Below are 21,564 nucleotides of genomic sequence, written 5' to 3' on the forward strand. Positions count from 1 at the left end.
CGTTTCCATAAAGGGAAAATAAGGCGGCCGTATTACGGGTTCCAGCGCAGGAAATTGGCAATCAGCGCCAGGCCGAGCTTCTGGCTCTTTTCCGGGTGGAACTGTGCCCCGACCATGTTGTCGCGCCCGACGAGAGCGGTCATCGGCCCGCCATAGTCGACGGTCGCGATGACGTCGCCGGCATTTTGCGCGGCAAGATGATAGGAATGGACGAAATAGGCGTGCAGTCCCTGCGGCCCGGTTGGAATGCCGTCGAGCAGGGGATGTTCGCGCTTCAGGTCGAGCGTGTTCCAGCCGATCTGCGGGATCTTGAGCGTGGGATCACTGGGCGTCATCTCGACGACGTCGCCGGGAACCCAGCCGAAACCCTGCGTCACGGTCTTCTCGAGGCCGCGCGAGGACATGAGCTGCATGCCGACGCAGATGCCGAGGAACGGCCGCGCCTTCTTCTCGACGGTCTCGATCAGCACCTCGGTCATTTCAGGCACGGCATCGAGGCCGCGCCGGCAATCGGCATAGGCGCCGACGCCGGGAAGCACGATGCGGTCGGCGGCGGCAACATTCTCGGCCTTGTCGGTGAGATCGATATGCGCATCGATGCCCGCCTCGCGGGCGGCCCGTTCGAAAGCCTTGGTCGCCGAGCGCAGGTTGCCCGAACCGTAGTCGATAATCGCGACGCGCATCGTCAGCGTCCTCCATCAAAACCAAAGAGACCAAGCGATGTGGCCTGGCCATGCGGACGGTTCGGCCGGGTCTTGTTCTCCCAGTCCGGCGCCGCGGCGGCGTCGCTCTCCACAATATCTGCCTTGCCGGAGAAATAGACATTTTCGGCAATGCCGATCGTATCGGCTGCAACGAGTCCGTCTTCGTTCCAGCCTTTGGCGGCGAGGTTGCGGACGCGCAAATTCTGGCCCTCCAGGCCGACCAGCAGATTGACGCCCAGCGTGATGGCCATTCCTGCCGGCCAGAGACCGGATTGATCCATCAGCCCGCCGCCGATCGCCTGCAGGAAAAAGGCTGCGATCGCAGGTAGCCACAACCGATGGACCAGCAGCCAGGCCCATGGAAACAGGAAGCCGAGCCAGGTGAAGCCGTCGCGGATCGTCCGCGTCTCGTCAGGGCGAGTGTTCGCGCTGCCGGGCGGCGTCAGGAAAATATAGCTTGATGTCATTCTCGCCGCTCCCTTGAGAGGCTCAGACGAGCGTGCCCTTCGTCGAGGGAACGCGGCCCGCCTGTCTTGGATCGATCTCTGTCGCCGTGCGCAGCGCGCGGGCAACGGCCTTGAAGCATGTCTCGGCAATATGGTGGTTGTTGGCGCCATAATGGTTGAGAATATGCAAGGTGATGCCGGCATTCTGGGCGAGCGCCTGGAAGAATTCGCGGACGAGTTCGGTGTCGAAGGTGCCGATTTTCGGCGCGCTGAAGGCGACGTTCCAGGCGAGGAACGGTCGGCCGGAAAGATCGACGGCAGCCTTGGTCATCGTCTCGTCCATGGCGAGATCGATCGAAGCGTAACGCGTGATGCCGCGCCGGTCGCCGAGCGCCTTGGAGATCGCCTGGCCGATGGCGATGCCGGTATCCTCGACCGTATGGTGGTCGTCGATATGCAGGTCGCCCTTGGATTCGATCTCCATGTCGATCAGGGAATGCCGCGAAAGCTGGTCGAGCATATGGTCGAAGAAGCCGACGCCCGTCGAAATTTTCGACTTGCCGGTGCCGTCGAGATTGACGGAAACGGAGATCGAAGTCTCGTTGGTCTTGCGGGAAACGCTGCCGGTGCGGCTTGCTGCGGTCTCGGCCATATGGCCCTCCATCGGGAATAAGGCCGTTCCTTATCAGGCGCATCGGCAAATATCCAGAAGCCGGGGAAGAGAAAAGCCCGCCCATTTGCAATCGGCTCCCGCCCACTTACATAGGGCTCAACAGGCCGGTGTGCGGCCTAACGCGATTGCCCGCGTCATGGGCAGACAGGTGTTTTATGACAACGATCATTACAGTTCGAAAAGGCGGCAAGGTGGTGATGGCGGGCGACGGCCAGGTGAGCCTCGGCCAGACCGTCATGAAGGGCAATGCCCGCAAGGTGCGCCGCATCGGCAAGGGCGAAGTGATCGCCGGTTTTGCCGGGGCCACCGCCGATGCTTTCACCCTGCTCGAAAGACTTGAAAAGAAGCTGGAGCAATATCCCGGCCAGCTGATGCGGGCCGCCGTCGAGCTTGCCAAAGACTGGCGGACCGACAAATACCTGCGCAATCTCGAAGCCATGATGCTCGTCGCCGACAAGTCGATCACGCTGGCGATCACCGGCAACGGCGATGTTCTGGAGCCGGAACACGGCACGACGGCGATTGGTTCGGGCGGCAACTTTGCTTTCGCGGCTGCGCGCGCGCTCATGGATACCGACAAATCGGCAGAGGAGATCGCACGGCGCGCGCTCGAAATTGCTGCGGATATTTGTGTCTACACGAACCACAACATCGTGGTGGAAACCTTGGATGCCGAAAGCTGACGCCACTACACACTACGCATTCCGCGATGTGGTCGATGAGGATTTCACTCTGCTCGCCCGCTGGCTTGCCGAACCGCATATCGCAGAATGGTGGGATGCTGTCGATGAGGAGCTTGCTTCGATCAAGGCGTCGATGACGAGTGTGGAAACCCGGCCGATGATCGTGGAACTGGATGGAGCGCCGCTTGCCTATATCCAAACCTATGATCCGCATCTTGAAGAGGATCATCCCTATCAGGATCAGCCGAAAGGCACGATCGGACTAGATATTTCAATCGGCAACAGCAATTTGGTGGGCAAGGGCCATGGCAGCGCGATCATTCGGCAGATGGCTTCCGAACTTTTCACCGCTGGCGCGAAACGGATTGTGATCGATCCCCATCCGGCCAATACACGAGCGATCCGCGCTTACGAGAAGGCAGGCTTTCGGCACGTCGATACGAGAACTTCAATATACGGTCCGGCCCATTTCATGGTCTTGGAACCACCGCAAGAAACGGATGTGATATGACGACTTTTTCCCCTCGCGAGATCGTTTCCGAACTCGATCGCTTCATCATCGGCCAGCACGACGCCAAGCGCGCCGTTGCGATTGCGCTGCGCAACCGCTGGCGCCGCCAGCAGCTGGATCCCAGCCTGCGCGACGAAGTCATGCCGAAGAATATCCTGATGATCGGCCCGACCGGCGTCGGCAAAACCGAAATCTCCCGCCGCCTGGCAAAGCTCGCCGGCGCGCCCTTTATCAAGGTCGAAGCGACCAAATTCACCGAAGTCGGCTATGTCGGCCGCGATGTCGAGCAGATCATCCGCGATCTGGTCGAAGTCGGCATCGGCCTGGTGCGCGAGAAGAAGCGGGCCGAAGTACAGGCCAAGGCGCATGTGAGCGCCGAGGAGCGTGTCCTCGATGCCCTGGTCGGCACCACGGCTTCGCCCGCCACCCGCGAAAACTTCCGCAAGAAGCTGAGGGACGGCGAACTCGACGACAAGGAAATCGATATCGAGGTGGCCGATGCCGGTTCCGGCATGGGCGGCTTCGAGATCCCCGGCATGCCGGGCGCCAATATCGGCGTGCTGAACCTGTCGGAAATGTTCGGCAAGGCGATGGGCGGCCGCACCAAGAAGGTGCGCACAACAGTCAAGGCCTCCTACACCGACCTGATCCGCGACGAATCCGACAAGCTGATCGACAATGAGGTGATCCAGCGCGAGGCCGTTCGTTCCACCGAGAATGACGGTATCGTCTTCCTCGACGAAATCGACAAGATCGCCGCCCGCGACGGGGGCATGGGCGCCGGCGTTTCGCGCGAAGGCGTGCAGCGCGACCTGCTGCCGCTCGTCGAGGGCACGACGGTTTCGACCAAATACGGGCCTGTGAAGACGGATCATATCCTCTTCATCGCCTCAGGCGCCTTCCATGTCTCCAAGCCTTCGGATCTTCTCCCCGAGCTGCAGGGCCGCCTGCCGATCCGCGTCGAACTGCGGGCGCTGAACAAGGAGGATTTCCGCCGGATCCTGACCGAGACGGAAGCGAGCCTCATCCGCCAGTACCGCGCGCTGATGGAGACGGAAAGCCTGAGCCTCGATTTCACCGACGATGCGATCGATGCGTTGGCCGATGTCGCGGTGCATTTGAATTCCTCCGTCGAGAATATCGGCGCACGCCGCCTGCAGACGGTGATGGAGCGGGTTCTGGACGACATTTCCTACAACGCTCCGGATCGCTCCGGCACGGCGATCACGATCGACGCTGCCTATGTGCGCGAACACGTCGGCGATCTCGCGCAGAATACCGACCTCTCGCGATTCATTCTGTGATATCGGCGCACCGGTTCTTGTCTTTGCCGGCTTGAATGCCGCATTGTGATGAACACTCTCTCGACAGCGGGCCTTTTACTTTCTAGTGAAGGCCCGTTTTGTTTTCCGCTCCGGCTTTATTCGGCCAAGATTCTGGTCCAGTCAGCCGCATCGCGAACAGGACGATGAACGGACGGGATAGCGGATCGTGCGACGCCTTTTGACAAGCCTTATGATTGCTGCTGCGCTGTTGAATTCGGCGCCGGCCTTCGCAATGCAGACGGTTCCGGCAGGCAACCGCCATGCCGAGCAGCCCGACATTCCGGGCGCTTCTATCAGGCGCACCAAGGGTACCAAGAGCAGCTTCGATGTGAAATATGAGAAGGTCCACGACCTTCTGGCGACCGATCGCGAGCTGATGGCCAAGATCCGCAAGGTCTCCAGCGCCTACGGCATCAATCCCATCCATGTGGTCGGCGCCATCGTCGGCGAGCACACCTATAATGTCGATGCCTACGACAGGCTGCAGGCCTATTACGTCAAGGCTGCCTCTTATGCCGGAGAAAGCTTCCGCTTTGCCTATGAGGGCGAAAGCGTCGACGATTTCGTGGCGCGGCCGCAATTTGCCGAATGCAAGGGCAAGAGCGATTCCTATACGCTCTGGTCGTGCCGGGAAGACGTCTGGGAGAGCGATTTCCGCGGCAAGACCGTCGGTGGCGAAAACTTCCCCAATAACCGCTTCAGCGCGGTCTTCTTCCAGCCCTTCTATGCCGGCCAGACCTTCGGCCTCGGCCAGGTCAATCCGTTGACGGCGCTGATGCTCTCCGATCTCGTCAGCCGCGTATCGGGATATCCGAAGCTGAACGAGAAGAATGCCGGCGCCGTCTACAAGGCGATCATGGATCCCGATATCTCGCTCGCCTTCGTCGCCGCTTCGATCCGCAGGTCGATCGACGATTACAAGGAGATTGCCGGCATGGATATATCGGGCAATCCCGGCCTGACGGCGACCCTTTACAATGTCGGCAATTCGCGTCAGCGCGCCGCGGCACTTGCCGCGAAAAACCGCTCTTCCGGCGCCACGGTCTGGCCGGAGGAGAATTATTACGGCTGGCTGATCAACGACAAGCTGGACGAACTCAAGGGCCTGCTCTAGCTTCAAGCTTGCCGGGAAGACGCCGATCTTCCCCGAAAGGCTTTGACGATGGACATGCGTCCTGATCCCTTCGTTCCGCCGGCGCCGCTACCGCGCACCGAGCCGCCGAGCCGGCTCGATATCATCCGCATCATCCTGCGCAATCCGCTCGAACTCTGGGGCGAGCCGTCCTATACGCTGCCCTGGATCCGCACCAGTTTCTTCGGCCAGAGGACGCTGATCGTCAACGATCCCGGGCTCATCAAGCATGTGCTGGTCGACAATGCCAATAATTACCGCATGTCGGATGTTCGCCAGCTCGTCCTGCGCCCGATCCTCCGCGACGGCCTTCTGACCGCCGAAGGTCCCGTCTGGAAGAGATCGCGCAAGGCGGTGGCGCCTGTTTTCACGCCTCGTCATGCCCAGGGCTTTGCCGGGCAGATGCTGCGCCAGTCCGAGGACTATGTCCGCAAATATGAGAGCGCCGGCGAGGCAGGCGCAATTTTCGACATCAGCACCGATATGACGGAGCTGACCTTCGCCATTCTCGCGGACACGCTGTTTTCAGGAGAAATCGTCACCTCGAGCGGCCATTTCGCCGACGATGTCAACGAGCTCCTGCATCGCATGGGCCGTGTCGATCCGATGGATCTGATGCGCGCTCCGTCCTGGGTTCCACGTGTGACACGCATCGGCGGTCAGAAGGTGCTGGAGAAATTCCGCGCCATCGTCCGCGACACCATGGATATGCGGCTCGCGAAGATGAAGGCGGACCGCAGCAGCGCGCCGGAGGATTTCCTGACGCTGCTCCTGGAGCAGGCCGGCCCTGATGGACTGACGAAGGAAGAGATCGAAGACAATATCCTGACCTTCATCGGCGCGGGGCATGAGACCACGGCCCGCGCATTGGCCTGGACGCTGTATTGCGTATCGAACAGCCCGCATATCCGCGAGGCGATGGAAGAGGAAATCGACGCGGTGCTCGCCACCGGGGCCGAGCCGGTAGAGTGGCTGGATCTGATGCCGCAGACGCGCGCCGCCTTCGAGGAGGCCTTGCGCCTCTATCCGCCGGCGCCGTCGATCAACCGCGCCGCCATATCGGATGACTCCTGGACGAGCGCCAAGGGCGAGCGGGTCGAGATCGAGACGGGGGTGACGGTGCTCATCATGCCGTGGACGCTGCATCGCCACGAACGTCATTGGGACAGGCCGCGTGCCTATATGCCCGAACGCTTCCTGCCGGAAAATCGCGGCTCCATCGGACGCTTCCAGTTCCTGCCCTTCGGGGCCGGTCCGCGCGTCTGCATCGGAGCGACCTTCGCGCTTCAGGAAGCGGTGATCGCCCTTGCTGTGCTGATGCACCGCTATCGCTTCGATTCCACCGATCAGACCAATCCCTGGCCGGTGCAGAAGCTGACGACGCAGCCGCAGAATGGGTTGCCGATGCGCGTGACGCCGCGCATAGTTTCCGAAAGAGCATAAATCTTTCGAATTATTGCTGAATTGACTGTGAATGAAAGCCGGGCAAAGTGTCAGCTTCCGAAAGCCGCTGCAGGGAGAATCTCGCATGAGCCGCATTGATAAGAACGGTCTTGCCATCGAAGCCGTCCTTCATGATTTCCTCGTCAAGGAGGTGCTGCCGGGCCTGGCGGTCGATGCGGAAAAATTCTTCGCCGATTTTTCGGCGATCGTCCACGATCTCGCCCCGAGGAATCGCGCGCTGCTCGCCAAACGCGACGAGCTGCAGGGAAAGATCGACGATTGGTATCGCCAGCATGGCGCGCCGGCGGATATGGACGAATACCAGTCCTTTCTGCGCCAGATCGGCTATCTCCTGCCGGAAGGCTCCGATTTCCAGGTTTCGACGGAAAAGGTCGATGCGGAAATCGCCTCGATCGCCGGCCCGCAGCTCGTCGTTCCCGTCATGAATGCCCGTTATGCCTTGAACGCCGCCAATGCCCGCTGGGGTTCGCTCTATGACGCGCTTTACGGCACGGATGCCATTCCGGAAAGCGACGGCGCCGAAAAGGGCAAGGCTTACAATCCGAAGCGCGGCGAGAAGGTCATCGCCTGGGTGCGCGATTTCCTCGATACGTCGGTGCCGCTGCAGGACTGGAGCTGGAAGGATGTCGGCAGCTTCGCCGTCAAGGAAGGAGCGCTCGTCGTCCGATCGACCGATGGTGAGCAGGTAGCGCTGAGGGATAGCGGGCATTTTACCGGCTATCGCGGCGATGCCGCCACGCCCTCGCATATTCTCCTGAAAAACAACGGCATCCACATCGATATCGTCATCGACGCGTCGACGACGATCGGCAAGGCCGATCCGGCGCATATTTCCGATGTCTGGCTGGAATCGGCGATCACGACGATCATGGACTGCGAGGATTCGATCGCTGCCGTCGATGCCGAAGACAAGGCCGTCGTCTATCGCAACTGGCTCGGCCTGATGAAGGGCGATCTGCAGGAAGAGGTGGCCAAGGGCGGAGCGAGCTTTATCCGCAAGCTCAACCCCGACCTGGAATATACAGGCCCCGATGGCGCCGCCTTCGAAGTGCACCGCCGCTCGCTGATGCTGGTGCGCAACGTCGGCCATCTCATGACCAATCCGGCCATTCTCGACCGCGACGGCAACGAAGTGCCCGAGGGTATCATGGATGCCGTCATCACCGGCCTGATCGCGCTCTACGATATTGGTCCGGCCGGCCGGAAGAAGAATTCCCGCGCCGGCTCCATGTATGTGGTGAAGCCGAAGATGCATGGGCCGGAAGAGGTCGCCTTCGCCGTCGAGATCTTCTCACGGGTCGAAGATATGCTCGGCATGGCGCGCAACACCATCAAGATGGGCATCATGGATGAGGAGCGCCGCACGACGGTCAATCTCAAGGAATGCATCCGCGCCGCCCGCGAGCGCGTCGTCTTCATCAATACCGGCTTCCTCGACCGCACCGGCGACGAGATCCACACCTCGATGGAAGCCGGCCCGATGATTCGCAAGGGCGACATGCGCCAGGCCGCCTGGATCTCGGCCTATGAGAACTGGAACGTCGATATCGGCCTCGAATGCGGCCTCTCCGGCCATGCCCAGATCGGCAAGGGCATGTGGGCGATGCCGGATCTGATGGCGGCGATGCTGGAGCAGAAGATCGCCCATCCGAAGGCCGGCGCCAACACCGCCTGGGTGCCGTCGCCGACGGCGGCGACCCTGCATGCCACCCATTATCACCGCATCAACGTCGCCAAGGTCCAGCAGGGGCTGAAGGATCGCGCCCGCGCCAAACTGTCGGATATTCTCTCCGTGCCGGTCGCGGTGCGGCCGAACTGGTCTCCGGAAGAGATCCAGCGCGAACTCGACAACAATGCCCAGGGCATCCTCGGCTATGTCGTGCGCTGGATCGATCAGGGGGTGGGCTGCTCGAAGGTGCCCGACATCAACAATGTCGGCCTGATGGAAGACCGCGCGACCTTGCGCATCTCGGCCCAGCACATGGCGAACTGGCTGCATCACAAGGTCGTCACCGAAGCCCAGATCGTCGAAACGATGCAGCGCATGGCCGCCGTCGTCGACCGGCAGAATGGGTCGGACCCTGCCTACCAGCCGATGGCTGGCAATTTCGACGGCTCGATCGCCTTTCAGGCCGCTCTCGATCTCGTCCTGAAGGGCAGGGAGCAGCCGAATGGCTATACCGAGCCGGTGCTTCATCGCCGCCGTCTGGAACTCAAGGCGCAGCAGACCGCGTGAGGCTGTGACCCTCAATAGGAAAAGGCCGCCGGGACGTTGGTCCGGCGGCCTTTTTTATACCGAATTCGGTATCTAGCTTACTGGATGACGATGACCTTGGAGGTGCCCTTGCCGGGGCGGACGCGGCTATAGAGGTCGATGACGTCCTGGTTCATCAGGCGAATGCAGCCCGAGGAAGCGGCAGTGCCGATCGATGCCCATTCCGGCGTGCCGTGCAGGCGGAAGAGCGTGTCCTTGCCTTCCTCGTTGAAGAGATACATGGCGCGCGCGCCGAGCGGATTGCTGAGGCCGGGACCCATGCCGTCTTCGACATATTTGGCGACGTCGGGGCGGCGCACCGCCATTTCCTTCGGCGGATGCCAGGTCGGCCATTCCTGCTTCCAGGCGACGTAGGCGGTGCCGGCCCATGCGAAGCCCTGCTTGCCGACGCCGATGCCGTAGCGCATCGCCTTGCCGTTGGCCAGGATGTAGTAGAGGAAGCGCTCGCGCGTGTTGACGATGATCGTTCCCGGACGCTCGGTGGTCTGGTAGCTGACGACCTGGCGGCGGAACTGCGGCTTGACCCGATCGATCGGGATCGCCGGCAGGGAGTAGCCGGCATCCTTGGTCACGCCGTAGGCGTCATTGAAGATTTGCGCCGTTTGTACCGTCGGGCCTGCGCCCTTGTCGGCGACGGAGGCACTGTCGGAACTCGTGGAGCAACCGGCCAGAGCGAGCGTCGTCAGCAGGCCAAATACAGGGAATGCATTGCGGATGCGCATGAATGACTCTTGAAAGTTTTGGGGCAAGGAGAAGGGTATTTCGACCATCGTTGATTATGGTTTATTTTCGATTAACTTGCGCTTTGCAAGACTGCTTCAGCGCGAGGAATTCGTCTGCCGCGCAAATTAAAAGCGCATGGTTTTTTTGCAACAACGCACCCGACCCTGTGGTGGTTATCCATGACGATTTTGAGCGTTTACAATAACAATCCGTTAATCGATGGCCGGCAATCGGACAGGGCCATGATGGTGCGGCGGGGCACGCAGATATTGCTGCATGAAATGCGCCACGCCGTGCTGCCGGAACTGCCGCTGGCGAGCGGCCGCCGCGCCGATCTGATCACGCTTTCGGAAAAGGGCGAGGTCTGGATCATCGAAATCAAGACGTCCATCGAGGATTTCAGGGTGGATCGCAAATGGCCGGAATACAGGCTGCATTGCGACCGGCTGTTCTTTGCGACTCACCAGGATGTGCCGCTCGATATCTTCCCCGAGGACTGCGGGCTTTTCCTCTCGGACGGTTACGGCGCCCATATGATTCGCGAGGCGCCGGAGCACCGCATGGCGCCCGCGACGCGCAAATCCGTGACGCTCAGCTTCTCGCGCGCCGCCGCGCAAAGGCTGATGATGGCCGAATGGGCGAACGGAAAGCCGTTCACCGTGGACGATGTCTAACGCGCAAGGCGCGAATCGGAAGAATCGCGGCGCGCTTTGTTGGAGACGGCAGCGTAGGCGCGGGTCACACCCGCAAGACGTTCTGAATGGGGCCGAAACCCATGGCCGGCCCGATCTGATGCCGTGATTCGCCCCGGTCCGCTGAGGATGATCTCCGGTTCCGAGAGATCCGTCTGGTAAAGCCGATCGCTTGGGAAGACGTCGCAGGGATATTTGACGTTGGGCAGCGTCGACAGCGCGAGCGCCGGTCCTTGCCCGACAGCGGATTCGAGCATGCCGCCGATCCAGCACGGAACGTCGCGGGCAGCGCAGAGATCGTGAATGGCGATGGCATTGGTCAGGCCGCCGACCCGGCCCGGCTTGATGTTGATCCAGCCGCAGGCGCCGATGTCTATCGCCTTTCGCGCCCGGTCGACCGATGTGATGCTCTCGTCCAGGCAGATCGGCGTCTTCAGTTCGGCCTGGAGACGCGCGTGGTCTATGAGATCGTCATAGGCAAGCGGCTGCTCGATCATCGCGAGGCCGAATCGGTCGAGTTCCCGAAACATGGCGATATCATCAAGCGTGAACGCGCTGTTGCAATCGACATGCAGAACCGCATCGGGGAAGGCTTCGCGCACGCGGGCGACCATTTCGAGCCCCCATCCACGGCGGAATTTCAGTTTCGTCCTCTGGAAACCGTCTTCCTGCGCCTTGCCGACCGCCGATACGAGTTCGTCGAGATCATCCATCACCGCTATATCGGCGCCGACGACCGCGTCCGGTCCCTTTCCGCCGATCATCTTCCAGAGCGGCTCGCCGGCAAGCTTCGCGGCGAGATCCCACCAGGCGGTATCGAGGCCGGCCTTGGCGAAATGATTGCCCTTCAGCGGCGCCAGTTCCCGCTGCAGAACGTCAGCGCTGTCGATGCGCTTGCCGATCAGTGCCGGCGCCATGACGTCGCGCAGCAGCCCAAAAGCGCCTGAAGCCCATTCCGGCGAAAACTGCGGCAGGCGATAGGGTGCGGTCTCGCCCCAGCCCTCTTCGCCCTCTCCCTTCAACCGAACCAGGATCGAGTCGATGGCGGTCTCCTCGCCAAAGGCCGTCCGCCATGGCGCCTTGAGCGGCATTGCAACGTGAAAAAGCTCAATTTCATCAATCTGCATCGCATTTCCTTCTGCTCCGGCCCCATGCCGGAGCGACATCAATTGCCGGGGTCGATCTCTTCCATCAGCGCGAAGAGATCTTCGATGCGGCTCAGCCTCTCGCGCCCTCCTTCTCCGGCCGCGGCGACGACTTCGGTGCAGAGGTAATTGGCAAGGCTGATCACCGCGACATAGGAATCGAACAGCGACATGCCCCGCACCTGGCAGGGAAACGTCCATGTCGCAAACTTCGGGGTGGTGACCGCCACGCGATCGGTGAAAAAGGCGATGGGCACGCCGAGGTCGCGAACGATCTTCATCGCGCGACCCAGCGCCGGCGTTCGGCGTCGCAGCCCGACTGCAATCATCAGATCGTCAGGCGTAGCGCCGGCCAGCTCCTCCATCAGCGTCTGCCCGGCAGCCGGCACAAGCGTGACGTCGGAGCGGACCTGGATCAGCTGCCGGCGGATGTAGGCGGCGAAGAAATAGCTGTTGCGAAAACCGAGGACCCAGACGCGCCGAGCCGTGAGGCAGCGGCGAACCACCTCGCCGAGATCGTCGGGGCTCACCGCCTCGAAGGTCTGGCGTAGATTGGCGATATCGCGCTCGAGATGCTGTTGCAGACGGGTGCGGTCGGGCGCGGGTCCGAGCAGGCCGGTATTGAGATAAACCGGCTCTCCGGCTTCTTGCGCCTCCCGGACCTCGCGCTGCATCTCGCGGTAGTCCTGATAGCCGAGGCGTTTGACGAAACGGGTAACGGCCGCTTTCGAGACCCGGCCGCGCTCGGAGAGCTCCGTCGCTGAATAAACCAGGAGGTCGCCGGGAAATTCCAGGATGAGATCGGCTAGCGCGCGCTCGCTGCCCGGAAGATCGTCGTACTGGCTCTGGATGCGTCTTTCGAGCATGCGCGGCTTGCGCGTCGCTTCTGTCATGAAGGCCTCATTTCGTGGTTGGATTAAAACACTAGTATCGATCTGTTGACAATGTGAAATTTCTGTATCGTAATTGCCGGTAAGGAACGACGCCGAAAAATATGGGCGCGCCAAAGGGGAACTGGGATGATTGGCAGAGCTCAGGCACTGCAAATGCGGCCGCATCATGCGTGCCACACGCTTTCGTATAAGCCCATGACCGTCCAGTCGCGGAAGGAAGATTCGTCTTGCCTGCCTCGGCCGCTCGTTGCCGAACCGCAGACGTGCCCTGCACGTCGAATTTGCACGCCTGCCGCAGACGAAAACGCCAAACTGGAAAGGAACAATCAATGCATAAGAGGCATTTCATCGCTATCCTTGCCGCCGTGGGAAGCGCCGCCCTCAGCCTGGCCCTGCCTGTTTCCGCAGCCCGCGCCGACACGCTCTCGGACATTACGTCCAGCAAGACGGTCCGCATAGCGGTCCCGCAGGATTTCCCGCCGTTCGGTTCTGTCGGCACCGACATGAAGCCTCAGGGCTATGACATCGACATGGCGACGCTCATCGCGGAGAAACTCGGCGCGACGCTCGAGATGGTGCCGGTAACATCCGCAAACCGCGTACCATATCTGCAGACGAAAAAGGTCGATCTGGTGATCTCGAGCCTGGGCAAGAACCCGGAACGCGCCGCGGTGATCGACTTCTCCGATGCCTACGCGCCCTATTTCAACGGCGTCTTCGCTCCGGACGACGTGGCGATCAAATCGCTTGGCGATCTGTCCGGAAAGGTCGTCGGCGTGACCCGCGGTTCGATCGAGGATCTGGAACTCACGAAGGTCGCGCCTGCTGATGCGACCATCAAGCGCTACGAGGACAATAACGGCACGATCTCGGCCTTCCTGTCGGGTCAGGTCGTAGCCGTGGTGACCGGCAATGTCGTGGCCGCCGCGATTCTTGACAAGAACCCGCCCCGCAAGCCCGAACTGAAGTTCCTGATCAAGAACTCGCCCTGCTATGTCGGCATGAACAAGAACGAGCCGGAACTGATGGCCAAGGTCAACGAGATCATCGCCGCCTCCAAGAAGGACGGCACGCTGGACGGCATCTCGATGAAATGGCTTCACCAGCCGCTGGACAAGAGCCTCTGACCGTAAACAGCCGGGCCGGTCTTGCGATTGGCCGGAAGCCTGGTGAGGCCCGTCGATGACCTATACATTCGAATTCAGCTGGCTGGCGGTCTATTATCCCGAGATCCTGAGCGGCATTGCGATCACTGTCGAGCTGATTGCTGTCGCGGCCTTCGTCGGGATCGCGGTCGGCATCTCATGTGCTTGGGTGCGCGCGCTGGGGCCTGCCTGGCTGAAGCCGCCGGTGACGGCCTATGTGGAGCTCATCCGCAACACCCCCTTTCTCATCCAGCTCTTCTTCATTTATTTCGGCCTGCCGCAGCTTGGCCTGCGTCTGAGCGAGATCGAGGCCGCCAATCTGGCGATGATCGTGAACCTCGGCGCCTACAGCTGCGAAATCATCCGCGCCGGCATCCAGGCCACGCCGAGGGGCCAGTTCGAAGCGGGCGCCAGCCTGGCCATGACGCCCTTTCAGACTTTCCGTCATGTCGTCGTCGTCCCTGCGCTGCAGCGGATCTGGCCAGCGCTTTCCTCGCAAGTGGTCATCGTCATGCTGGGCTCGGCCGTCGTCTCGCAGGTTGCGGCACAGGATTTGAGCTTTGCCACGAATTTCATCCAGTCCCGCACCTTCCGCTCTTTCGAGGCCTATTTCTTTTCGACCGCCGTTTATCTGGTTCTTGCGATCCTGCTGCGCTGGATGCTCGCCCGGATCGGAGCAATGATCTTTCCACGGAGGGCTGCGCGGTGAGTGAATTCACCACCTGGGACATCGTCCGAAATCTTCTGCTTGCGACGCGCTGGACCGTGCTGCTGTCCCTGACGGCTTTCATCGGCGGCGGTTTGCTCGGGGCAATTCTGCTTTTCATGCGGATCGGCAAGCACCGCGCTCTCGGCCTCTTCGTAAAATACTACACGGAACTCTTCCAAGGCACGCCGCTGCTGATGCAATTGTTTCTCGCTTTCTTCGGCCTTGGGTTGTTCGGCATCGACGTGCCGGCCTGGACGGCTGCCGGCGTTGCGCTGATGCTGTGGTCGGCTGCCTTCCTGGTCGAGATCTGGCGCGGCTGCGTCGAATCCATTGCCCGCGGCCAATGGGAGGCGTCGGCCAGCCTCGGCATGGGCTATATCCAGCAGATGCGGCACGTGATCCTGCCGCAGGCGCTTCGGGTCGCGGTGCCGCCGACTGTCGGGTTCCTGGTGCAGGTCATCAAGGGCACGGCGGTGACCTCCATCATCGGCTTCATCGAATTGTCGAAGGCCGGCACGGAGGTCACCAACGCAACCTTCGAGCCTTTCAAAGTCTACGGCATCGTCGCGCTCATCTATTTTGTCTTGTGCTGGCCGCTCTCGAAAAGCAGCCAGATTCTGGAGAGGAAGCTGAATGTCGCTCATCGAAATCACTGAGGTCCGCAAAAGTTTCGGCGACAACGAAGTTCTCAAGGGCATCGACATCGACGTCGAGCCCGGCGAGGTCATCGCGATCATCGGCAAGAGCGGCTCCGGCAAATCGACGCTGCTGCGTTGCATAAACGGGCTGGAGAATATCGATTCGGGCTCGATCTCGGTGGACGGCGCCCAGCTCCTGCCCGACGAAGTGCATTTGAAGGCGCTGCGGCTGAAGGTCGGCATGATCTTCCAGCAGTTCAATCTGTTCCCGCATCTGACCGCAGGGGCCAATGTCATGCTCGCCCAGACGGTGGTGAAGAAGACGCCGAAAGGCGATGCGGAGCGGATCGCCCGGGAAATGCTTGCCCGGGTCGGGTTGGCCGAAAAGTTCGATGCCTATCCAGACGAGCTTTCCGGCGGCCAGCAGCAGCGCGTGGCGATCGCGCGGGCGCTCGCCATGCAGCCGATCGCGCTTCTCTGCGACGAGATAACCTCGGCGCTCGATCCGGAGCTTGTTGCCGAGGTGCTTGCGGTCGTCCGCACGCTCGCCGCCGATGGCATGACGCTGATCATGGTGACCCATGAGATGAATTTTGCCCGGGACGTCTGCAATCGTGTGGTCTTCATGCACCAGGGCCGCGTCCACGAGATAGGGCCGCCCCGGAAGATCTTTTCCGAACCGGCGACCCCGGAACTTCAGCAGTTTCTGGGTGTTAAAGCCCCGGCATAGGACGCGTCGCCCTTTGCTATTTCGGCGCGCGTTTGGCGAGGATGCGCTGCAGCGTGCGGCGGTGCATGTTGAGCCGGCGCGCCGTTTCCGACACGTTGCGCTCGCAAATTTCATAGACCCGCTGGATATGTTCCCAGCGCACCCGGTCAGCCGACATCGGGTTTTCGGGAAGTTCCGCCTTTTCGCCCGGGCGCTGCGTCAGCGCCGAGAAGACGTCGTCGGCATCGGCAGGCTTTGCCAGATAGTCGACGGCGCCGAGTTTTACGGCGGTCACTGCCGTGGCGATATTGCCATAGCCGGTCAGCACGATGATTCTGGTGTCGTCGCGCCGCTGGCGGATCGCTTCGATGACGTCGAGCCCGTTGCCGTCGCCGAGCCGGAGGTCGACCACCGCATATTTCGGCGGCCTGCCTTTCGATTTCGCAACGCCTTCCGCCACGGATTCAGCCGTTTCCACCTGGAAGCCCCGCGTCTCCATCGCCCGTGCCAGCCGGCGCAGGAAAGGGCCGTCGTCGTCGACGATCAGCAGGCTGGCGTCGGGACCGATATGGTCTTCATCGGAAGCGGCGAAATTGTCGTGATGTTGTTCTGTCATCGTCTTGGGTCCCGGCGGTTCCGCGCCCGAGCGCGGTCAACCGCAAATCCTGTTTATGCCCATAATCTCATTTTGTCGAATTTGCATCGATCAGCATCCGCGGCCATTCGATGCGGATGCGCGCACCGGCGCTTTCGGGGTCGCGGTTCTCGAAAATCAGCGATGCGCCCGAGCGTTCCAGCAGCGTCTTGGCGATGAAAAGCCCGAGCCCGAGGCCGCCGGCCGTATCCTCCTTTTGCCGCTTGGTCACATAGGGCTCGCCGATCCGCGTCAGAATGTCCGGCGAATAACCGTTGCCGTCGTCCTCGATGACGATCCGCACCTTGTCGTGATCGTGCTCGACCGTCACCGTCACCTTCTCCCGGGCATAATCGACGGCATTTTCGATGAGGTTGCCGAGCCCGTACATGATGCCGGCATTGCGATCGGTGACCGGCTCGCCCTTGCGCGGGCTCTTTTCGATGAGTTCGAGTGTGATGCCGAATTCCCGGTGCGGCGCGACGATCTCCTCGATCATCGAGGACAGCGGCAGCCGGCGCATGTGCGCCTCGCCTTCCGAGGAAAGCGTCGTCAGCCGCCGCAGAATGTCGCGGCAGCGTTCGCTCTGGCTGCGCAGCAGCATGACGTCTTCGCGGAAACGATCGTCGTCCTTGAGTTCCCGCTCCATTTCCTTGGCAACGACGCTGATCGTCGCAAGCGGCGTGCCGAGTTCGTGTGCGGCGGCGGCCGCCAAGCCGTCGAGCTGCGAAAGATGCTTTTCCCGCTGCAGCACCAGTTCGGTCGCCGCCAGCGCATCGGCGAGCTGGCTTGCCTCCATCGAGACGCGATAGGCATAGAAGGCGGCAAAGGCCATCGTCGAGGCGATCGAGCACCAGACGCCGAACTGCATGACGTTGTGCACGTTGATCTCGACCCCGTCGAACCAGGGCAGCGGGAAGGGCGAGAAGGCAAGCACCGTCACGCAGACCATCGCAAAGCCGATGAGCGCGGTGCTGTAGCGGATCGGCTGCGAGGCAAAGGAGATGATGACGGGCACGCAGACGAGTGCGGCGAAGGGGTTGGCGAGGCCGCCGGTGATGAAGAGCAGCGCGCAGAGCTGCAGAAGATCGAAGCCGAGCAGCGCGAAAGCGGCGGGCGGCCCCAGCCGGTGGGTCGGCGGATAGCGGATCGTCAGGTAGAAATTTACCCAGGCAAGAGCGGCGATCAGCGAACAGCTGGCGATCAGCGGCAGCGGAAATTTCAGCCAGAAGGCAACGATGAACACCGTCGCCGCCTGTCCGCCGACGGCAAGCCAGCGCAGCCGCACCAGCGTCTGCAGGCGCAGCCTCCGGCTGCTGTGCCGGTCTTCCAGCGTGTGGCTTTCCGTCTTGTCGATTATGCCGGGCTTGTCGATCATGCCGGGGCTCCTTGGATCGCCTCATGTACCACGCGGTTTTGCCCGTGTCGTCGGCGGTGCCTCTTCCGGCCGCTCCGGCCAGGGATGGCGGGGATAGCGACCGCGCATGTCGGCGCGCACGTCCTTCCATGAGCCGGCCCAGAAGCCCGGCAGGTCGCGCGTCGTCTGGATCGGCCGATGCGCCGGCGAAGTGAGTTCCAGCAGCAGCGGCAGGCGGCCTCCCGCGATCGCCGGGTGCTGCTTCAGCCCGAACAGCTCCTGCACGCGGATCGTCAGCACCGGCTCCTCGCCTTCATACTGGATCGGATGCCTCTGGCCGGTCGGCGCCTCGAAATGCGTCGGCGCAAGCCGGCTAAGATCGCGCTGCAGCTCATGCGGCACCAGCGACATCAGCCCGTTCGAAAGCCCGCCTGCGGAAATGTCGGAGAGACCGCGGGCCTCGCTCTGGAACGGCGCGAACCATTCGTCCAGCCGGGAAAGCAGGGCGTCGTCGCCGACATCGGGCCAGGGGTCGCCGATCGTCCGGTGAAGGAAGCCGATCCGTTCGCGAAGCTGCAGGGCCTCCTTCGAGAAGGCAAGCTGATCGAGCCCCAGCTCGCGCACCCCCTCCATCAGCGCCTGAGTGACGGCTGCCCCGGAAGGACGCGGCAAGGGCGTCTCCTCGAAGACGATCGCGCCGAGCCGGGTTGCCCGCCGCGCCCGCACCTGCCGGCTCTGCCGGTCGAAGAATGTCTGGTCGTCGGTCCTGATCTCGCCGGGCAGCTCGGCCTCGATCTCGCCGCGCGTCACCTCGGCTGCCGCAAGGATGCGCCCCTGCGCCGCCCGTCCGGTGAGGTCGGCGATGACAAGCATCGGGCTGCCGGCCAGCCGCTCGGTTTCCGCCAGTTCCGCTCCCCGGCCGTTGGCCATCACATACCGCCCGCGTCCGCCGCGCTGCAGCGCGATCCGGTCGGGGAATGCGTGCAGCAGCAGCTGACCGGCCAGCGCCGGCGCCGTCGCGGCAATCCTGTCGAGGCCGGCGGCCAGCCGCCCCGCCAGCCGCCGCGAAGCCTCGGCCCTTTCGCCCCGCTCGGCCTTGAAGCGCCGCAGCCGTTCCTCGATGTCGATGCTCGTTCCGCCAAGCCCCTGCTCGGTCAAAAGCACGGCGATCATCGCCGCCTCGCGAGCATGCCCCGTTTCCCCCGCTGAAACGACCATGGCGGCAAGCCGCGGCGGCAGGGCGAGATCGCGCATCACCTTGCCGCGGGCCGTCAGCGCGCCGTCCCTGTCGAGCGCGCCAAGCTGGCCGAGCAGCGCCTGCGCTTCTTTGAGCGTCGTTTCCGGCGGCTGATCGACGAAGGCGAGGGATGCAGGATCCTGCACGCCCCAATGCGCGAGATCGAGCACCAGCCCGGAAAGATCGCTGGAAAGGATCTGCGGCGGCGTGAAAGCCGGCAGCGCTGCCGTTTGTCCCTGGTGCCACAGCCGGATGGCGATGCCGGGCTCCGTTCGCCCGGCGCGGCCGGCGCGCTGATCGGCGGAAGCCCGCGATACCCGCACCGTTTCGAGCCGCGTGATCCCGGTCGAGGCCTCGAAAACCGGCAGGCGCTGCAGACCGCTGTCGATGACGATCCTCACACCGTCGATGGTGATCGACGTCTCGGCAATCGACGTTGCCAGCACGATCTTGCGCGTCCCCTTGGGCGCCGGCCGGATCGCCGCATCCTGTTCCTTCTGGCTGAGATTGCCATAAAGAGGCGCTATCAGCGCCTCGGGCCCGAATCGCCCCTGCAGGCGTTCGACGGTGCGCGTAATTTCCGCCTGGCCGGGCAGGAAAGCCAGGATCGAGCCGTCTTCATCGCCATGCGCGTCGATAATCGCCCGTGTGACGGCATCCTCGATGCGCTCCCCGCCGGGCCGGTCCCGATAACGGATATCGATCGGAAAGCTGCGCCCAAGGCTTTCGATGACCGGCGGATGATCGAGCAGCGCGGCGACGCGCTCCACGTCAAGCGTCGCCGACATCACGAGGATGCGCAGATCCTCGCGCAGCGCCGACTGGACGTCGAGCGCCAGCGCCAGCCCGAAATCGGCATCCAGCGAACGCTCATGGAACTCGTCGAAGAGCACGGCCGAGACGCCTGAGAGTTCCGGATCGTCGAGGATCATTCGGGCAAAGACCCCTTCGGTCACCACTTCGACGCGGGTCGCCGCCGATATCCTGTTGTCCAGGCGCATGCGGTAGCCGATCGTCTGGCCGACCTGCTCGCCGATCAAGGATGCCATTCGGTTTGCCGCGGCCCGCGCCGCCAGCCGCCGCGGCTCCAGCAGGATGATCTTGCCGTCGCCGCGCCAGGCCTGGTCGAGCAGATAAAGCGGCACCAGCGTCGTCTTGCCGGCCCCAGGCGGGGCGGAAAGAACGGCGCGTTTCCGAGCGGCCAGCGCGGAGGCGACGGCCGGCAGGACATGCGAAACCGGAAGCTCCGGCAAGGATGCACTGATTGTCACTTGCGGCCCGCCACCGTCTCATAGGCGAGAATGGCGCCGGCGAGATCCTCGAGCGCCGCGCCGACCGACTTGAACAGGGTGATTTCCGCGTCCCGGCTTCGACCGCTTTGGGCGCCGCTGACGAGCTCCGCAAGCTCCGACCTGATGCCGTTCGGCGCCAGCACACCGCTTTTCAGCGGCTGGACGATATCGCCGGCTTCGCTCATCGCACCCGCGCGGGTATCGACATGGACCGAAGCGCGGCGAATGGCCTCGTCGTCGCTTTCGCGCATGCTCGGCTTGAAGGCCCCGACGAGATCGAGATGGGCGCCGGGTTTCAGCCATTCGCCCGATATCAGCGGCTCGCTGGAAAGCGTGGCGCAGGAAATGATATCGGCCGTTCGCGCCGCGGCTTGTCTGTCCGCGACCGCTTCGGCGTCGAGGCCGAACGCCCGCGCTTCGGCGGCGATCTTCTCCGCCGCCTGGCTGTTGCGGCCCCAGATCCTGTATCTCTTGATCGGCCGGGTCGTGCCGTGGGCAAGCATCAGGTTGAGCGACAGCCGCCCGGTTCCGCAGACGAGCAGTTCCTCCGCATCCGGGCTGGCGAGATAGCAGGCCGCCAGCGCCGATGTCGCCGCCGTGCGCCGCGCCGTCAATTCACCGCCGTCGATGACGGCCAGCATTTCACCGGTGGCGCCGGAGGAAAGCAGATAGGTCCCTGAGATTGCTGGAAGGCTGCGCCGCATATTGCCCGGGAAGACCGAGACCGCCTTCACGCCGGCATAACGCCCGGGAACCCAGGCCGGCATCAGAAGCAGCGTCGCGCTTTCCTCGCCGGGCACCTCCATATCGTGATGATGGCGCACCGGCATCACGCATTCGCTCGTAAACATCGCGGCAATCGCCTCGATCAATTCTGGCCAGGGCAGCGCCGCGCGCGTCTGTTCTTCGTCGAGGACTAGCATTCTTTCACTCCGCCGGATCATTCGTTTCACCAAATTAGCGAGTGACGCGCGTGACAGGCAAGCACCCTGGAAATCCTTCTAAAGCTTCCCATATAGGGCTTGTCTCCACCCGCCGAAGCCACTCTTCGAGATTTGGCGGAAAACGAATCCCAAAAACCGCCCCGCCATGCGGGGGGGTTGCCCGGTTTTGGAGACAAGAGCTAAAATCCCTTGATTTTCAACCTGTTACAAAATTGTCAAAAAACTTTTGTGAT

Annotated in this window: 21 protein-coding genes; 11 read left to right on the forward strand and 10 right to left on the reverse strand. The window is 62.5% G+C overall.

Annotation, left to right across the window (positions count from 1 at the left end; all coding sequences use genetic code 11):
* Positions 1–32 precede the first annotated feature (32 nt).
* From hisH to hisB, 3 genes are read right to left on the reverse strand one after another with little or no spacing between them, the layout of a single operon-like run.
* Positions 33–683, reverse strand: a complete 651-nt coding sequence (hisH, locus tag CO670_RS20190; RefSeq protein WP_097591884.1) for an imidazole glycerol phosphate synthase subunit HisH — start codon at positions 681–683, stop codon at positions 33–35.
* Positions 684–685: 2 nt separating this feature from the next.
* Entirely contained in the window at positions 686–1,171 is a 486-nt protein-coding gene (locus CO670_RS20195; protein ID WP_097591885.1) for a DUF2628 domain-containing protein, read from the reverse strand.
* Between the two features lie 22 nt (positions 1,172–1,193).
* Positions 1,194–1,802: an imidazoleglycerol-phosphate dehydratase HisB gene (gene hisB / locus CO670_RS20200; RefSeq protein WP_097591886.1), complete on the reverse strand. Its 609-nt coding sequence runs from the start codon at positions 1,800–1,802 to the stop codon at positions 1,194–1,196.
* 176 nt (positions 1,803–1,978) lie between these two features.
* Between hisB and hslV the strand changes: the two genes are divergently transcribed.
* The 6 genes from hslV to CO670_RS20230 all read left to right on the forward strand — a co-directional run bounded on the left by hslV (position 1,979) and on the right by CO670_RS20230 (position 9,174).
* A complete protein-coding gene (hslV, locus tag CO670_RS20205; protein WP_088689010.1) occupies positions 1,979–2,506 on the forward strand; it encodes an ATP-dependent protease subunit HslV in 528 nt (175 codons plus the stop codon).
* A complete protein-coding gene (locus tag CO670_RS20210) occupies positions 2,493–3,017 on the forward strand; it encodes a GNAT family N-acetyltransferase (RefSeq protein WP_097591887.1) in 525 nt (174 codons plus the stop codon). The genes hslV and CO670_RS20210 overlap by 14 nt, the downstream gene beginning before the upstream one ends.
* Positions 3,014–4,321 carry an ATP-dependent protease ATPase subunit HslU gene (hslU, locus tag CO670_RS20215; RefSeq protein WP_097591888.1) on the forward strand — a complete coding sequence of 436 codons (1,308 nt, stop codon included), beginning with the start codon at positions 3,014–3,016 and terminating at the stop codon, positions 4,319–4,321. The genes CO670_RS20210 and hslU overlap by 4 nt, the downstream gene beginning before the upstream one ends.
* A gap of 187 nt (positions 4,322–4,508) precedes the next feature.
* Positions 4,509–5,456 carry a DUF1402 family protein gene (locus CO670_RS20220; protein ID WP_097591889.1) on the forward strand — a complete coding sequence of 316 codons (948 nt, stop codon included), beginning with the start codon at positions 4,509–4,511 and terminating at the stop codon, positions 5,454–5,456.
* Between the two features lie 48 nt (positions 5,457–5,504).
* Positions 5,505–6,917, forward strand: coding sequence for a cytochrome P450 (locus CO670_RS20225; RefSeq protein WP_097591890.1), 1,413 nt, complete (start codon positions 5,505–5,507; stop codon positions 6,915–6,917).
* 85 nt (positions 6,918–7,002) lie between these two features.
* Positions 7,003–9,174, forward strand: a complete 2,172-nt coding sequence (locus CO670_RS20230) for a malate synthase G (protein ID WP_097591891.1) — start codon at positions 7,003–7,005, stop codon at positions 9,172–9,174.
* Positions 9,175–9,251: 77 nt separating this feature from the next.
* Here CO670_RS20230 and CO670_RS20235 read toward each other — a convergent pair whose 3' ends face one another.
* Positions 9,252–9,935: a L,D-transpeptidase gene (locus tag CO670_RS20235; RefSeq protein ID WP_097591907.1), complete on the reverse strand. Its 684-nt coding sequence runs from the start codon at positions 9,933–9,935 to the stop codon at positions 9,252–9,254.
* Between the two features lie 180 nt (positions 9,936–10,115).
* Here CO670_RS20235 and CO670_RS20240 point away from each other — a divergent pair, with 180 nt between their 5' ends.
* Entirely contained in the window at positions 10,116–10,610 is a 495-nt protein-coding gene (locus tag CO670_RS20240; protein ID WP_097591892.1) for an MmcB family DNA repair protein, read from the forward strand.
* Here CO670_RS20240 and menC read toward each other — a convergent pair.
* Both menC and CO670_RS20250 read right to left on the reverse strand, forming a co-directional pair.
* Positions 10,607–11,755: an o-succinylbenzoate synthase gene (menC, locus tag CO670_RS20245; RefSeq protein WP_176538986.1), complete on the reverse strand. Its 1,149-nt coding sequence runs from the start codon at positions 11,753–11,755 to the stop codon at positions 10,607–10,609. The two genes, CO670_RS20240 and menC, sit on opposite strands and share 4 nt — an antisense overlap.
* Positions 11,756–11,793: 38 nt before the next feature.
* On the reverse strand, positions 11,794–12,666 hold the full coding sequence (locus CO670_RS20250) for a MurR/RpiR family transcriptional regulator (RefSeq protein ID WP_176538987.1): 873 nt from the start codon (positions 12,664–12,666) through the stop codon (positions 11,794–11,796).
* A gap of 329 nt (positions 12,667–12,995) precedes the next feature.
* Here CO670_RS20250 and CO670_RS20255 point away from each other — a divergent pair, with 329 nt between their 5' ends.
* Genes CO670_RS20255 through CO670_RS20270 form a run of 4 tightly spaced genes read left to right on the forward strand, consistent with a single transcriptional unit; the run spans position 12,996 to position 15,888 of the window.
* A complete protein-coding gene (locus tag CO670_RS20255; RefSeq protein WP_097591895.1) occupies positions 12,996–13,793 on the forward strand; it encodes a transporter substrate-binding domain-containing protein in 798 nt (265 codons plus the stop codon).
* A gap of 55 nt (positions 13,794–13,848) precedes the next feature.
* On the forward strand, positions 13,849–14,520 hold the full coding sequence (locus CO670_RS20260) for an amino acid ABC transporter permease (RefSeq protein ID WP_097591896.1): 672 nt from the start codon (positions 13,849–13,851) through the stop codon (positions 14,518–14,520).
* Complete coding sequence (locus CO670_RS20265; RefSeq protein ID WP_097591897.1) at positions 14,517–15,176, forward strand: amino acid ABC transporter permease; 660 nt, start codon at positions 14,517–14,519, stop codon at positions 15,174–15,176. The genes CO670_RS20260 and CO670_RS20265 overlap by 4 nt, the downstream gene beginning before the upstream one ends.
* Positions 15,154–15,888 carry an amino acid ABC transporter ATP-binding protein gene (locus CO670_RS20270; RefSeq protein ID WP_097591898.1) on the forward strand — a complete coding sequence of 245 codons (735 nt, stop codon included), beginning with the start codon at positions 15,154–15,156 and terminating at the stop codon, positions 15,886–15,888. The genes CO670_RS20265 and CO670_RS20270 overlap by 23 nt, the downstream gene beginning before the upstream one ends.
* Positions 15,889–15,904: 16 nt before the next feature.
* Here CO670_RS20270 and CO670_RS20275 read toward each other — a convergent pair whose 3' ends face one another.
* From CO670_RS20275 to CO670_RS20290, 4 genes are all read right to left on the reverse strand, one after another.
* Positions 15,905–16,483 (reverse strand): ActR/PrrA/RegA family redox response regulator transcription factor, encoded by a 579-nt coding sequence (locus CO670_RS20275; protein WP_097591899.1) that lies wholly within the window; start codon positions 16,481–16,483, stop codon positions 15,905–15,907.
* Between the two features lie 67 nt (positions 16,484–16,550).
* The gene (locus CO670_RS20280) at positions 16,551–17,879 is read right to left on the reverse strand and encodes an ActS/PrrB/RegB family redox-sensitive histidine kinase (protein WP_097591900.1); all 1,329 of its coding nucleotides are present in this window, start codon (positions 17,877–17,879) and stop codon (positions 16,551–16,553) included.
* A gap of 21 nt (positions 17,880–17,900) precedes the next feature.
* Positions 17,901–20,366: an ATP-dependent helicase HrpB gene (gene hrpB, locus CO670_RS20285; RefSeq protein ID WP_097591901.1), complete on the reverse strand. Its 2,466-nt coding sequence runs from the start codon at positions 20,364–20,366 to the stop codon at positions 17,901–17,903.
* On the reverse strand, positions 20,363–21,310 hold the full coding sequence (locus CO670_RS20290) for an ornithine cyclodeaminase family protein (protein WP_097591902.1): 948 nt from the start codon (positions 21,308–21,310) through the stop codon (positions 20,363–20,365). The genes hrpB and CO670_RS20290 overlap by 4 nt, the downstream gene beginning before the upstream one ends.
* Between the last annotated feature and the right edge of the window lie 254 nt (positions 21,311–21,564).

Source organism: Rhizobium sp. J15, from assembly GCF_002531825.1.
GTDB lineage: Bacteria > Pseudomonadota > Alphaproteobacteria > Rhizobiales > Rhizobiaceae > Rhizobium.

What these genes read in the sequence shown, in the direction of transcription:
- hisH (WP_097591884.1), bottom strand. Translation starts at nt 683, where the DNA reads ATGCGCGTCGCGATTATCGACTACGGTTCGGGCAACCTGCGCTCGGCG.
- CO670_RS20195 (WP_097591885.1), bottom strand. Translation starts at nt 1,171, where the DNA reads ATGACATCAAGCTATATTTTCCTGACGCCGCCCGGCAGCGCGAACACT.
- hisB (WP_097591886.1), bottom strand. Translation starts at nt 1,802, where the DNA reads ATGGCCGAGACCGCAGCAAGCCGCACCGGCAGCGTTTCCCGCAAGACC.
- hslV (WP_088689010.1), top strand. Translation starts at nt 1,979, where the DNA reads ATGACAACGATCATTACAGTTCGAAAAGGCGGCAAGGTGGTGATGGCG.
- CO670_RS20210 (WP_097591887.1), top strand. Translation starts at nt 2,493, where the DNA reads ATGCCGAAAGCTGACGCCACTACACACTACGCATTCCGCGATGTGGTC.
- hslU (WP_097591888.1), top strand. Translation starts at nt 3,014, where the DNA reads ATGACGACTTTTTCCCCTCGCGAGATCGTTTCCGAACTCGATCGCTTC.
- CO670_RS20225 (WP_097591890.1), top strand. Translation starts at nt 5,505, where the DNA reads ATGGACATGCGTCCTGATCCCTTCGTTCCGCCGGCGCCGCTACCGCGC.
- CO670_RS20230 (WP_097591891.1), top strand. Translation starts at nt 7,003, where the DNA reads ATGAGCCGCATTGATAAGAACGGTCTTGCCATCGAAGCCGTCCTTCAT.
- CO670_RS20235 (WP_097591907.1), bottom strand. Translation starts at nt 9,935, where the DNA reads ATGCGCATCCGCAATGCATTCCCTGTATTTGGCCTGCTGACGACGCTC.
- CO670_RS20240 (WP_097591892.1), top strand. Translation starts at nt 10,116, where the DNA reads ATGACGATTTTGAGCGTTTACAATAACAATCCGTTAATCGATGGCCGG.
- menC (WP_176538986.1), bottom strand. Translation starts at nt 11,755, where the DNA reads ATGCAGATTGATGAAATTGAGCTTTTTCACGTTGCAATGCCGCTCAAG.
- CO670_RS20250 (WP_176538987.1), bottom strand. Translation starts at nt 12,666, where the DNA reads ATGACAGAAGCGACGCGCAAGCCGCGCATGCTCGAAAGACGCATCCAG.
- CO670_RS20255 (WP_097591895.1), top strand. Translation starts at nt 12,996, where the DNA reads ATGCATAAGAGGCATTTCATCGCTATCCTTGCCGCCGTGGGAAGCGCC.
- CO670_RS20260 (WP_097591896.1), top strand. Translation starts at nt 13,849, where the DNA reads ATGACCTATACATTCGAATTCAGCTGGCTGGCGGTCTATTATCCCGAG.
- CO670_RS20270 (WP_097591898.1), top strand. Translation starts at nt 15,154, where the DNA reads ATGTCGCTCATCGAAATCACTGAGGTCCGCAAAAGTTTCGGCGACAAC.
- CO670_RS20275 (WP_097591899.1), bottom strand. Translation starts at nt 16,483, where the DNA reads ATGACAGAACAACATCACGACAATTTCGCCGCTTCCGATGAAGACCAT.
- CO670_RS20280 (WP_097591900.1), bottom strand. Translation starts at nt 17,879, where the DNA reads ATGATCGACAAGCCCGGCATAATCGACAAGACGGAAAGCCACACGCTG.
- CO670_RS20290 (WP_097591902.1), bottom strand. Translation starts at nt 21,310, where the DNA reads ATGCTAGTCCTCGACGAAGAACAGACGCGCGCGGCGCTGCCCTGGCCA.